Origin of the sequence: Helicobacter pylori, assembly GCF_017594925.1 — a bacterium.
Classification (GTDB): domain Bacteria; phylum Campylobacterota; class Campylobacteria; order Campylobacterales; family Helicobacteraceae; genus Helicobacter; species Helicobacter pylori_DP.
Map to the genome: position 1 here is coordinate 1 of NZ_JAALNT010000027.1, position 13,484 is coordinate 13,484.

The following is a 13,484-nucleotide window of genomic DNA, read 5'->3' on the forward strand; positions in this document are numbered from 1 at the left end:
AAAGGGTTAAACGCTTCCCTCTTTTTCAAACGCCTTGTGGTGTTTAATGTGAGTTATGTTTATAGTTTTTAGGGGGGAAAATGCCTTCAAACGCTCTTTCTGTTGGAGAAATCGCTCATTTAATCAATGTTTCTCATAGCAGCGTGCATAATTGGATCAAAACCAATCTTTTAGAGAAACTAGAGATTGATCACAAAATTTATGTGAAAACAAGCTCTTTTTTAGATTTTTGCTGCAACCATTTAGGGAAAAACAAGCTTAACAAATACGCTAACAAATCCTTAAAAAGCGCTCATAACCATCAAGAATTGATTTTAAAATACCTAAAAATATTAGAAAATAGCTCTGATTTAGAAAAGTTGGGTTCTTATTATGAAGAAGAGCTTTCTAACACCACCAGAAATTTAGAAGGCATTTACTACACTCCTAATAAAATAGTAGAACAGCTTTTCACTCTCCCTAAAGATTTTGATGCCTCTCAAGCGATTTTTTGCGATCCGGCTGTGGGGAGCGGGAATTTTATCATGCATGCTTTAAAGTTGGGTTTTAAGGTTGAAAATATTTATGGCTATGATACGGACGCTTTTGCTATCGCTTTGACTAAAAAGCGTATTAAAGAGCGTTATCATTTGGATTGCCCTAATATTGTGCAAAAAGATTTTTTAAATTTAAAACACACCCCACAATTTGATTGCATTTTCACTAACCCGCCATGGGGCAAGAAATACAATCAAAACCAAAAGGAAAATTTCAAACAGCGATTCAACCTCTCTCAAAGCCTAGATAGCGCGTCGCTCTTTTTTATAGCGAGTTTGAATTGCTTAAAAGAAAACGCTCATTTGGGGCTATTATTACCCGAAAGTTGTTTGAATATTGATGCGTTTAGCAAAATGCGAGAAATGGCTCTGAAGTTTCAAATTAGAAGCCTTATTGATTTCAACAAACCCTTTAAAACCCTAATGACTAAGGCTGTGGGTTTGGCGCTTAAAAAAACCCCTAACAAGGATCAAAAAATCTCATGCTTTTATCAAAATAGTGAGTTCAAACGCTCGCCCTCTTCTTTTTTAAACAACCCTAAAAAGATTTTTAATATCCATTGCTCTAGCAAAGAAAATAAAATTTTAGACCACCTTTTTTCCCTTCCTCATATAACTTTAAAAAATAACGCTCATTTTGCTTTAGGGATTGTTACAGGCAATAATAAAGAAAAATTACACTCCAAACAAAAAAAAAATACCATTCCTATTTTTAGAGGTTCAGATATTTTAAAAGACGGATTAAAAGCCCCTAGCCAATTCATTAACGCTGATTTAAAAGACTGCCAGCAAGTCGCTCCTTTAAGCCTTTATCAGGCTAGAGAAAAAATCGTGTATAAATTCATTTCTTCAAAGCTTGTCTTTTTTTATGACAATAAGCAACGCCTTTTTTTAAACAGCGCGAACATGTTTGTTTTAAAAGAAAATTTCCCTATCAACGCTCATGCACTAAAAGAACTATTAAACAGCGATTTAATGCAATTTATTTTTGAATCGCTTTTTAAAACGCATAAAATTTTAAGAAAAGATTTGGAATGCTTGCCCCTATTTGCGCAATTTATTAACAATGGTTTTGATGAAAAATTTTATTTAAAAAATTTAGGGATAGAAAAAAAAGACCCTAAACACTTCACAATCAGGAAAAACCATGTGCATTGCTTGTCTTTTAGCTTTAGGGGATAACCTTATCACGCTTAGCCTTTTAAAAGAAATCGCTTCCAAACAGCAACAACCCCTTAAAATCCTAGGTACTCATTTGACTTTAAAAATCGCCAAGCTTTTAGAATGCGAAAAACATTTTGAAATCATTCCTGTTTTTGAGAATGTCCCCGCTTTTTATGATCTTAAAAAACAAGGCGTTTTTTTGGCGATGAAGGATTTTTTGCGTTTATTAAAAGCGCTTAAAAAGCACAAAATCAAACGTTTGATTTTAGAAAAACAAGACTTTAGAAGCGCTCTTTTATCCCAATTCATTCCCATAACCACTCCAAATAAAGAAATTAAAAACATTTATCAAAACCGCCAGGAGTTGTTTTCTCAAATTTATGGGCATGCTTTTGATAATCCTCTATATCCCATGAATTTAAAAAACCCCAAAAAGATTTTGATCAACCCTTTCACAAGAGAAAATGATAGGAATATTTCTTTAGAGCATTTAAAAATCGTTTTAAAACTCTTAAAACCCTTTTGTGTTACGCTTTTAGATTTTGAAGAACGATACGCTTTTTTAAAAGATGAAGTTACTCATTATCGCGCTAAAACCAGTTTAGAAGAAGTTAAAAACCTGATTTTAGAAAGCGATTTGTATATAGGGGGGGATTCGTTTTTAATCCATTTGGCTTATTATTTAAAGAAAAATTATTTTATCTTTTTTTATAGGGATAATGACGATTTCATGCCGCCTAATGGTAAGAATGAAAATTTTCTAAAAGCCCATAAAAGCCATTACATAGAACAGGATTTAGCCAAAAAATTCCGCCATTTGGGGCTATTATAATATTGTGTTATACTTCCAAAATCAATTTTGCTTGTTAGGACATTCATGAAAAATATTAGAAATATCGCTGTAATCGCGCATGTTGATCATGGGAAAACCACTTTAGTAGATGGCTTACTTTCTCAATCTGGCACATTTAGTGAGAGGGAAAAAGTGGATGAAAGGGTGATGGATAGCAATGATTTAGAAAGAGAAAGAGGGATCACTATCCTGTCTAAAAACACCGCTATTTATTACAAAGACACTAAAATCAATATCATTGACACTCCCGGGCATGCTGATTTTGGGGGCGAAGTGGAGCGCGTTTTGAAAATGGTGGATGGGGTGTTGCTTTTAGTGGACGCTCAAGAAGGGGTCATGCCTCAAACTAAATTCGTGGTTAAAAAGGCTTTGAGTTTTGGGATTTGCCCTATTGTGGTGGTGAATAAAATTGATAAGCCTGCCGCTGAACCGGACAGAGTGGTGGATGAAGTTTTTGACTTGTTCGTAGCGATGGGGGCTAGCGATAAGCAATTGGATTTTCCTGTCGTGTATGCCGCCGCACGAGATGGCTATGCGATGAAAAGTTTAGACGATGAAAAGAAAAATTTAGAGCCTTTGTTTGAAACGATTTTAGAGCATGTGCCAAGCCCTAGCGGGAGCGTTGATGAGCCTTTGCAAATGCAAATTTTTACGCTTGATTATGACAATTATGTGGGCAAAATCGGTATCGCTAGGGTGTTTAATGGCTCGGTTAAAAAGAATGAAAGCGTGCTGTTGATGAAAAGCGATGGGAGTAAAGAAAATGGCCGTATCACTAAGCTTATAGGCTTTTTAGGGCTGGCTAGGACTGAGATTGAAAACGCTTATGCGGGCGATATTGTAGCGCTTGCTGGGTTTAATGCGATGGATGTGGGCGATAGCGTCGTTGATCCTAATAACCCCATGCCTTTAGACCCCATGCATTTAGAAGAGCCTACGATGAGCGTGTATTTTGCCGTCAATGATTCGCCCTTAGCCGGGTTAGAAGGAAAGCATGTTACTGCTAATAAATTGAAAGATAGGCTCTTAAAAGAAATGCAAACCAATATCGCTATGAAATGCGAAGAAATGGGCGAGGGCAAGTTTAAAGTGAGCGGGCGTGGGGAATTGCAAATCACCATTTTAGCTGAAAATTTGCGCCGTGAAGGGTTTGAGTTTAGCATTTCACGCCCTGAAGTCATCATTAAAGAAGAAAATGGCGTTAAATGCGAGCCTTTTGAGCATTTAGTGATTGACACGCCCCAAGATTTTAGCGGGGCTATCATTGAGAGATTAGGCAAAAGAAAAGCCGAGATGAAAGCGATGAATCCCATGAGCGATGGCTATACAAGATTAGAATTTGAAATTCCTGCAAGAGGGCTTATCGGTTATAGGAGCGAGTTTTTAACCGACACTAAGGGCGAAGGCGTGATGAATCATAGCTTTTTGGAATTCCGCCCTTTTAGCGGGAGCGTGGAATCGCGCAAAAATGGGGCACTAATTAGCATGGAAAATGGCGAAGCGACCGCTTTTTCCCTTTTCAATATCCAAGAAAGAGGCACGCTTTTTATCAACCCCCAAACGAAGGTTTATGTGGGCATGGTCATTGGCGAGCACAGCAGGGATAATGATTTAGATGTCAATCCCATCAAATCCAAACATTTAACCAACATGAGAGCGAGCGGGAGCGATGATGCGATCAAACTCACCCCGCCTAGGACTATGGTGCTAGAAAGGGCGTTAGAATGGATTGAAGAAGATGAGATTTTAGAAGTTACCCCCTTGAATTTAAGGATCAGGAAAAAGATTTTAGACCCTAACATGAGGAAAAGGGCGAAGAAATAAATAAAACTTTTTGGAATGCATGCCAATTTATTCAACCAAAACGCTAGCAAAAAAGATGTTTTTTTGCACCATTTACGCTCCAATAATGGGCGTTACAAACGCTATGTAAAAGCCCCCTTAAGATATGGTGGAGGCAAATCTTTAGCTGTAGGGTTAATAGTGGAGTGTATACCTGATGGTGTGCGTAGGGTTATTAGCCCTTTTATAGGTGGGGGGAGCGTAGAAATTGCATGCGCGGCAGAGCTAGGTTTAGAAGTGCTAGGCTTTGATATTTTTGACATTTTAGTGAATTTTTATCAAGTACTGCTCAAAGACAAACAGGCTCTTTATAACAGCTTGCTTTCTTTAGAACCTAATCAAGAAACTTACAACACCATCAAGCAAGAGTTAAAAGCCCATTATAAAAAAGAATGCGTTTTAGACCCTTTAATTTTGGCTAGAGATTATTACTTTAACTTTAATTTAAGCTATGGGCCAGGATTTTTGGGGTGGATAAGTAAAATTTACACTGACAAACAACGCTATCTAAACGCCCTTTTAAAAATTAAAGATTTTAACGCCCCCAGTTTAAAGGTGGAATGCTCTAGTTTTGAAGAAGTGTTGCTCGCTTATCCTAATGATTTTTTCTATCTTGACCCCCCTTATGTGTTAGAAAATTCTAAAATGTTTAAGGGGATTTACCCTATGCGTAATTTTCCTATTCACCATAATGGTTTTAAACATGAAGTGTTAGCTCACATGCTAAAAAGGCATAAAGGACCATTTATTTTAAGTTATAATGACTGCGAATTTGTAAGGAATGCTTATAAAGATTTTAAAATTTTAGAACCATCTTGGCAATACACTATGGGACAAGGCGAAATCAGAATGGGTAAAAATCGCTTAGAAAGAGGCGATAATAATCATGTCAAACAATCTCATGAGTTATTGATTATCAAGGAGTAAAAATGCATATTAGCGGAGTCAAAACTGCCTTTAAAATCGCTGATGTAGAATACGTGAAAGACAGCACAAAGTTGAATTTCAACTATCTTAAGGATTTAAAAGATGAAAACAATCAATCTCTATCTCAAAATATTTTGACTCAAAATGTGGCTAGAGTGTATTTAATTGTAGTGGATGGTGAGATTAAAAAAATCGGTGGCTCTCAAGCAGATGGTGGGATTAAAAGCACGCTCAATATCTATAAAGATGGGGGAGTTAAAGGGAGGCCTAGTATTAGAAGTTTTGGCGTGTGGTATTTTCTTTACGTGAAAGGCTTGTTTGGTTTTTGTGCAATCAAAGATGCAAGTATAAGCTATAAACTTTTAGAGCAAGCTTGCCTGACGGATTATAGAAACAATAGCCATGACGCATTACCCGAATGGAATGTGCAAGAGCAAGGCAAAGATTGGCCAAACGATATTAAAGATGAGCATGCCAATATCACTCAAAAAGCTCAAAACAGAGAAAAGGCCGTCCATAGAAAAGCGATTGACAAACCTAGCAAAACTTAAAAGATTGAATTGGTTTTAACCTAATTTCAAAAAGGGTTTTAAGTTTTACTCCATTTAAAAAGTGTGGGTTTAGATGAAAGGAAGAAATAAAACTTGTATAAAGTAGCCGATATTTTTTGTGGTGCTGGAGGGTTGAGCTATGGCTTTTCTATGCATCCCCATTTTGAATTGATATGGGCTAATGATATAGACAAAGATGCCCTTTTAAGCTATCAAGCTAACCATAAAGAGGCGCAAACCATTTTATGCGATATTGCACAACTTGATTGCCATAATTTACCGCGCGTTCCAATTGATATTCTACTAGGCGGACCACCATGCCAGAGCTATTCTACCCTTGGCAAAAGAAAAATGGATGAAAAAGCGAATCTGTTTAAAGAATATTTGCGGCTTTTAGATTTAGTGAAACCAAAAATATTTGTTTTTGAAAATGTGGTGGGTTTGATGTCTATGCAAAAAGGGCAATTGTTCCAACAAATTTGTAACGCTTTTAAAGAGAGAGGTTATATTTTAGAGCATGCCATTTTAAACGCCCTAGATTATGGTGTGCTTCAAATAAGAGAGCGAGTGATTTTAGTGGGCGCGCTTAAAAGTTTTAAACAAAAATTTTACTTCCCTAAACCCATAAAAACGCATTTTTCTCTAAAAGACGCTTTAGGGGATTTACCACCCATTCAAAGCGGTGAAAATGGCGATGCTTTAGGTTATCTTAAAAATGCGGATAACGTTTTTTTGGAATTTGTGCGGAATTCTAAAGAATTAAGCGAGCATAGCAGTCCTAAAAACAATGAAAAACTGATAAAAATCATGCAAACGCTAAAAGACGGACAGAGTAAAGACGATTTGCCAGAAAGTTTACGCCCTAAAAGTGGTTATATTAATACCTATGCCAAAATGTGGTGGGAAAAACCAGCCCCCACCATTACGAGAAATTTTTCTACCCCAAGCAGTTCTAGGTGTATCCATCCAAGAGACTCTAGAGCGTTAAGCATTAGAGAGGGGGCAAGATTGCAAAGCTTTCCTGATAATTATAAATTTTATGGGAGTGGTAGCGCTAAAAGATTGCAAATTGGCAATGCCGTGCCGCCTTTATTGAGTGCGGCACTCGCTCATGCTGTCTTTGATTTTTTAAGGGGTAAAAATGTTTGATAATAACGATTTTAAAGGTTATAGAAATTTATTGGGTTTTAAATTCTCAAAATGCGTTTAAGGAATCTTTAGGCACTAAAGACATACAACCTTGCGTTGATTTCAATGATTTAAACGCGCTCAAACAAAGGCTGATTGAAATTTTTAGCGCTATCAATAGTATTTATTGTTTTAAATATAATGAGTATGAATTGGAATGCTTTTTTAAAAATTCCATAGAGCGAGTGTTTTCAAAGATAGCGGACACTCATATTATTTATAAGCTGAATAATCAAGGCAGAAGACCTGAAGAAGTTTGTTTTTCGTGGATGCGTGGGTTTTTGGTAGCGGAGTTTTTTAAGGATTTTATCGCTTGTCTTTTTGGCGCGCAAAAAGAAACCATCAAATTTTTTGGTGGTGATAATTTTGAGAGTATAGAAAGCTTTAAAAGAAGTCCTAAAGCCGATTTTTTGTTAGACAATCATTTATTGCTAGAAGTTCAAAGCGGATTTCAAGGGATCAATGACATTAAACAACATAAAGTTTTAGAAGCTCAAAGGCGTTTGATAACGGATAAAATTCCCACTATTGTGGTGCATTTTGATCTGTTTAATGGGCAAGTGGCATGCGTAGAAATTTCTAAAATCAAAGACAATGATTTGAATTGGATAACCCGCCAACAAATGGAAGGGCAGAGCGTTTTTAATATTTCGCAAAACTTTTTTGATTACAAAATTACAGAAATGCCTAATAAGCCGCTTTCATAAAAACTAATAATATAATACGACCTAAATAAAACACAAGATAAGAGTATTAAAAAGGTGGTAGATGGATTGAATGTCTGTTATTTTTTGCCTGACATTCAGCATGAGTGTGTGCCTCAAATGAGAGAGAAATTGTTTTTAGTGGGCGTGCTTAAAGGTTTTAAACAAAAATTCCACTCCCCCAAACCCATAAAAACATATTTTTTTCAACCACCTTATATTTTGATTCGCATTAGCCTTTTTATTGCCTTCTGCTAAAAGTGATCCCATAAACTTCATTCCTGATTTGGAATAAGGGATCAGTAGGGGCTTCTACGCCTTTAGGGAGATCAGCTGGGAAATACACGTCTTTATTGCAACCCGTTCCTTCGTATTTTTCAACTTTCAAGGTTCCCACCAATAATTCCTTATGCTTGCCTTTCCAAAGTGCGGTCGTGTCGTTGGTGGCATCATTTTGATTCGCAAACACCAGATACATTTGGTATTCTATGGGTTTAGTTTTAAGGTGTTGTTGGAATGAATAAAGCAGATAATTTGAATCTTTTTGCTTTAACTCTTGGGGGTTAAGATACTTGATGCCGTCTTTAGGCACAAATTTCCATCTCGCAGATAATAATTTCTCTTTCTTATCTTTAAACCTGAACGCATGCACGCTATAATAAGGCGTGTTAGCCACGCTTGAGCTGATCCCTATCGTTTTCATATAGGTGGCAAAATTCCTATAAGAGGGGACTTCTTCATGAAGCTTTTTGATTCTTGCTTCATCCACCTTGCCATTTTTAGGGATCCTCATCTCAAAGAATTGGGCGAATTCGTTAGGGTTTTTGGCAAAATTGATTTCTGTATTGAGCATCACCATTGTCCAGCTAGCGTTTTGATTTTCTAGTTTTAACGCCATTCCCCTAACTTTGCTTTTATCATCCATCATCGCACCACCTAAAGAATACCTTACAGACGCAGGGATTTCTTTTTCATTGAGTAGTGGCACATCTAAATCCTTTTTTGCTTGCGCATTAGGGAGGAACACGCCTTTAGCGCAAAACCCCTTAGTGTGGTTGATTTTCATTTTAGGCTCTTTGGCGTTGAGTTTGTAGAAAATATCCGCAATCTCTTCAGCGCTCACTTCATGGGCTTTTAAAAAACCCAAACTCAAAACCAAACACAAGCTCAAACCAATTTTTTTCATTTTTGCTCCTTATTGTCATTTTTTTAATCTATGTATTGGTGTAAAAACCATTTTTAGCTTTAAAATATTATAATACTATATTACTATCAATGCAGATAGTTTTTAAAGCGACTATGTAAAATAGAAGCTTTTTCACTAGCAAACTGGCGCTTGAAAATTTAAATTTTGTAAATTTTGAGAAAAATTAGCTTGATTTTAAACTAAACCTATATTCTTTTATGCTACAATTATCTTTACAGAGTAATTTATCTATTCTCAGGTAAAGTAAGGAAGAGGAATGAAATTAAAGAAACGAAAAGTTGCGGCTACATTGCTAAAGCGTTTTACCTTGCCACTATTGTTCACTACGGGTTCATTAGGGGCGGTTACTTATGAAGTGCATGGAGATTTTATCAATTTCTCCAAAGTGGGTTTTAACCATTCGCCTATTAACCCTGTTAAAGGTATCTACCCCACAGAAACTTTTGTTAACCTTACGGGTAAGCTAGAGGGGTCTGTGCATTTAGGTAGGGGATGGACCGTGAATTTAGGCGGTGTTTTAGGCGGACAAGCTTACGATGGCACTAAATACGATAGATGGGCAAAGGATTTTACCCCCCCAAGCTATTGGGATAAAACTTCTTGTGGCACTGATTCTATGAGTCTTTGTATGAACGCGACTAAGATGTGGCAACAGCAAGGGCCAGGCGGTGTCATTAACTCTAGAGGTCTTGGTTGGGAATATATGGGTGAGTGGAACGGCTTGTTCCCTAACTACTATCCGGCTAACGCCTACTTGCCTGGGGGTTCAAGGCGCTATGAAGTTTATAAAGCGAATCTCACCTATGATAGCGATAGAGTCCATATGGTCATGGGGCGCTTTGATGTTACTGAGCAGGAGCAAATGGATTGGGTTTACCAATTGTTCCAAGGGTTTTATGGGACTTTCAAGCTCACGAATAAGATGAAGTTCTTGCTCTTTAGCTCTTGGGGTCGTGGTATCGCTGATGGTCAATGGCTGTTCCCCATTTATCGTGAAAAGCCTTGGGGTATTCATAAAGCCGGTATTATTTATCGCCCTACAAAGAATTTAATGATCCACCCTTATGTGTATCTTATCCCAGAAGTAGAAACAGATCCCGGTGTTAAAATAGAGTATGATACCAATCCGGGGTTTAGTGGTAGGGGCATTAGGAATAGAACGGCTTTCTATGCGTTATACAGCTATCGTTGGAATAACGCTGAATACGGCCGTTACGCGCCCGCTCGTTATAACACTTGGGATCCGTTCTTGGATAATGGTAAGTGGCGTGGCTTGCAAGGTCCTGGTGGTGCGACGCTCTTTTTACGCCACCATATAGACATTAATAACTACTTTGTGGTTGGTGGTGCTTATCTCAACATTGGTAACCCTAACATGAACTTAGGTACTTGGGGTAACATCATCGCTGTGGATGGTATCGAACAATGGGTTGGCAGTATCTACAGCTTAGGGTTTGCAGGGATTGACAACATTACCGATGCTGACGCGTTCACCGAGTATGTTAAAGGTGGAGGCAAGCATGGTAAGTTCAGTTGGAGCGTTTATCAGCGCTTCACCACTGCTCCAAGGGCTTTGGAATATGGTATCGGTATGTATCTAGACTATCAGTTCAGCAAACATGTTAAAGCGGGTCTCAAACTCGTGTGGTTAGAGTTCCAAATTCGTGCGGGTTACAACCCTGGAACCGGTTTCCTTGGGCCAAACGGTCAACCGCTTAACTTGAATAATGGTTTGTTTGAATCTTCTGCATTCGCGCAAGGCCCTCAAAACATGGGTGGTATCGCAAAAAGCATTACTCAAGACAGAAGCCATTTGATGACACACATCAGTTATAGTTTCTAAGGGAGTTCCCCTAGTTCTCTTAGATATGCCTTCTTTTGTATTTTTATTTTAATATCTTTGGGAGTTAGGGTTTTGGAAATTAAGAAATATTTTTTTTATGCTCTATTTTTTTTGCTTTTTTCTGGTCTTTTTTTATCCAAACTTCAAGCTTATAAATTCAACATGAGTATTGTTGGAAAGGTGAGCAGCTATACCAAGTTTGGCTTTAACAACCAAAGATACCAGCCTTCTAAAGACATTTATCCTACAGGTAGCTACACTTCTTTGCTCGGCGAATTGAATTTGAGCATTGGGTTATACAAGGGCTTGAGGGCAGAAGTAGGGGCGATGATGGCAGCGCTTCCCTATGACTCTACCGCCTATCAAGGCAACAATATCCCTAATGGCCAGCCTGGCTCTAGGACCGATCCTTTTGGGGCGGGTATCTTTTGGCAATATATTGGTTGGTATGCAGGACATAGCGGTTTAAATGTGCAAAAACCTCGTTTAGCTATGGTGCATAACGCTTTTTTGAGCTACAACTACAAAAAAGACAAATTCAGTTTTGGCGTGAAAGGGGGGCGCTATGATGCTGAAGAGTATGATTGGTTCACTTCTTACACTCAAGGGGTTGAAGGCTTTGTCAAATATAAAGACACCAGATTCAGAGTGATGTATTCAGACGCTAGGGCTTCAGCGTCAAGCGACTGGTTTTGGTATTTTGGGCGTTACTATACAAGCGGTAAGGCTCTAATGGTAGCTGATTTGAAATATGAAAAAGACAACCTAAAAATCAACCCTTATTTTTATGCGATCTTTCAAAGAATGTATGCACCAGGCATTAATATCACTTATGACACCAACCCTAATTTCAACAATAAAGGTTTTCGTTTTGTAGGCACTTTCGTGGGGTTTTTCCCCATTTTTGCCACTCCGGCTAATCAAAATGATATTATCCTCTTCCAACAAGTGCCGTTAGGAAAGAGCGGGCAAACTTATTTCTTCCGCACTCGTTTTTACTATAACAAGTGGCAATTTGGGGGCAGTGTCTATAAAAATATCGGCAACGCTAATGGCGATATAGGTATTTATGGCGACCCTCTAGGGTATAACATTTGGACGAATAGTATTTATGACGCAGAAATTAACAATATCGTTGGCGCTGATGTGATTAACGGGTTTTTGTATGTAGGCTCACAATATAGAGGGTTTAGTTGGAAAATTTTAGGCCGTTGGACGGATAGCCCAAGGGCTGATGAAAGGAGTCTCGCACTCTTTTTGAGCTATTTTTCTAATAAGTATAATATTAGAATGGATTTAAAACTAGAATATTATGGCAATATCACCAAAAAAGGCTATTGTATTGGGTATTGTGGCATGTATGTTCCAGTTGATCCTAACGGGCCTGGCACGCAGCCTTTAACGCACAACGTGTATTCTGACAGGAGCCATATCATGTTTAACATTGCTTATGGTTTTAGGATTTACTAGCCTTTTATCCTTATATTTTTGATTGGCCTTTTTAAAATATTGAAAGGCTCCGTTCCAATCAAATATTAATACTCAAAAAGTTTTATTTAACTTTATTATTAAATATTTAATATACTAGAACAAAACACCACACCCCGTGCAGTTTTTAAACAAGCTAAACGAGTTTAAGAGCGATGTTTTTACCACACCCAAGGCTAAAGAATACATTGACATAGCGAGCGGTTTTCACAAGCTTTTTAAAAACGACGCTAAGATCGCTGAGAGTTTGAAGCCCGCTATCACCAAGAACTTAAGCCAAGGTTTAGCGACCACTTTAAGCGGAGCGTTAAAATACCAATGGACTAAATTTACGCTAGGGACTTTATACCGCAACGCACCCGATCGCATTTTAGGAGTGAAATTACCCAAAGCGCTAAACGAAGCCACCGCAGGCGCAGCCCTAAAGTATCACCTAAAAATAGCGTTGGAAAGAAGCCACAGCATAAGCGAGTTCAGTAAGAATTTAGAATTGAGCGCACAAAACGCTAAATTTAGCAACAACACGCTTAAAATCATTGAAGAGCTTAATAATGGCATCAAGCAAGCGAGCGAAGAAATCAAAGAAAAGGCTACTAAATACGAAAAAGCCTTGCAAGAATTGCAAAAGATTGATGAAAGCAAGCTGACTAAAGAACAGCAACAGGTTTTAAAGGTTTTTAAGGGAGAATTAGATCAAACAGAGATTAAAGGAATAAATTTAAACGATCTTTACATTTTAGAACAAGGATCAAGGAATGCGGGAGCTAGAAAAATACTAAGAAAGCATTACGGAGAAGAGAACACAGGCGCCCTAACGAACGACGAGCTACTTAACATGAGCGAAGTAATCAAAAACGGAAGCGTGTTATTAGAGAGTTTTGAAAGGCTTAAAAACGGGTTTAGATACGCTTACGAATGGGAGAATAACGGCGTAAAGCTTAGGTTAGTTGTAGATGATTTAAACAATGGGAATAAGATTTTTGATTTTTATAGGAATTTTAAAGATTTTAGAGATGCCAGGCCACAACCTAGCACCTCAAAGGATAGCAGGCCACAACCTACTACCCTTGATGAACCTAATAATACCCAAAAACCGCTAATAGATCAAGAGGATTTATTAAAAACAAGCGAAAATTTAAACGAAACCGCCCAAGAAGTTAAAAATTTAAGCCCCCTTGAGC

General features: G+C 37.8%; 10 protein-coding genes and 1 pseudogene. 10 read left to right on the forward strand and 1 reads right to left on the reverse strand.

Going from position 1 to position 13,484, the window contains the following annotated elements:
- Positions 1-80 precede the first annotated feature (80 nt).
- From G6069_RS07530 to G6069_RS07560, 7 genes and pseudogenes are all read left to right on the forward strand, one after another.
- Positions 81-1,718: a class I SAM-dependent methyltransferase gene (locus G6069_RS07530; protein WP_197293885.1), complete on the forward strand. Its 1,638-nt coding sequence runs from the start codon at positions 81-83 to the stop codon at positions 1,716-1,718.
- A complete protein-coding gene (locus G6069_RS07535) occupies positions 1,684-2,532 on the forward strand; it encodes a glycosyltransferase family 9 protein (RefSeq protein ID WP_097709041.1) in 849 nt (282 codons plus the stop codon). Before G6069_RS07530 ends, G6069_RS07535 begins: the two co-directional genes overlap by 35 nt.
- Positions 2,533-2,577: 45 nt before the next feature.
- Entirely contained in the window at positions 2,578-4,377 is a 1,800-nt protein-coding gene (gene typA / locus G6069_RS07540) for a translational GTPase TypA (RefSeq protein WP_000790239.1), read from the forward strand.
- 15 nt (positions 4,378-4,392) lie between these two features.
- Entirely contained in the window at positions 4,393-5,322 is a 930-nt protein-coding gene (locus G6069_RS07545; RefSeq protein WP_197293886.1) for a DNA adenine methylase, read from the forward strand.
- A 2-nt stretch (positions 5,323-5,324) separates the two neighbouring features.
- Positions 5,325-5,873, forward strand: coding sequence for a GIY-YIG nuclease family protein (locus G6069_RS07550; RefSeq protein ID WP_197293887.1), 549 nt, complete (start codon positions 5,325-5,327; stop codon positions 5,871-5,873).
- Positions 5,874-5,966: 93 nt separating this feature from the next.
- Positions 5,967-7,022 (forward strand): DNA cytosine methyltransferase, encoded by a 1,056-nt coding sequence (locus G6069_RS07555; protein WP_197293888.1) that lies wholly within the window; start codon positions 5,967-5,969, stop codon positions 7,020-7,022.
- Positions 7,015-7,768, forward strand: a pseudogene (locus G6069_RS07560) (restriction endonuclease). The gene G6069_RS07555 and the pseudogene G6069_RS07560 overlap by 8 nt, the downstream one beginning before the upstream one ends.
- Positions 7,769-8,006: 238 nt before the next feature.
- On the opposite strand, the gene G6069_RS07565 reads toward G6069_RS07560, so the two are convergent.
- Positions 8,007-8,951, reverse strand: a complete 945-nt coding sequence (locus G6069_RS07565) for a catalase family peroxidase (RefSeq protein ID WP_197293890.1) — start codon at positions 8,949-8,951, stop codon at positions 8,007-8,009.
- Between the two features lie 277 nt (positions 8,952-9,228).
- On the opposite strand from G6069_RS07565, the gene hofC reads away from it, so the two are divergent.
- The 3 genes from hofC to G6069_RS08190 form a co-directional block, all read left to right on the forward strand.
- Complete coding sequence (gene hofC, locus G6069_RS07570; RefSeq protein ID WP_197293891.1) at positions 9,229-10,815, forward strand: outer membrane beta-barrel protein HofC; 1,587 nt, start codon at positions 9,229-9,231, stop codon at positions 10,813-10,815.
- Between the two features lie 72 nt (positions 10,816-10,887).
- On the forward strand, positions 10,888-12,285 hold the full coding sequence (gene hofD / locus G6069_RS07575) for an outer membrane beta-barrel protein HofD (protein ID WP_197293892.1): 1,398 nt from the start codon (positions 10,888-10,890) through the stop codon (positions 12,283-12,285).
- A 265-nt stretch (positions 12,286-12,550) separates the two neighbouring features.
- Positions 12,551-13,484: DUF3519 domain-containing protein (locus tag G6069_RS08190; RefSeq protein WP_231628199.1), on the forward strand; the 934-nt coding region annotated here is incomplete at its 3' end.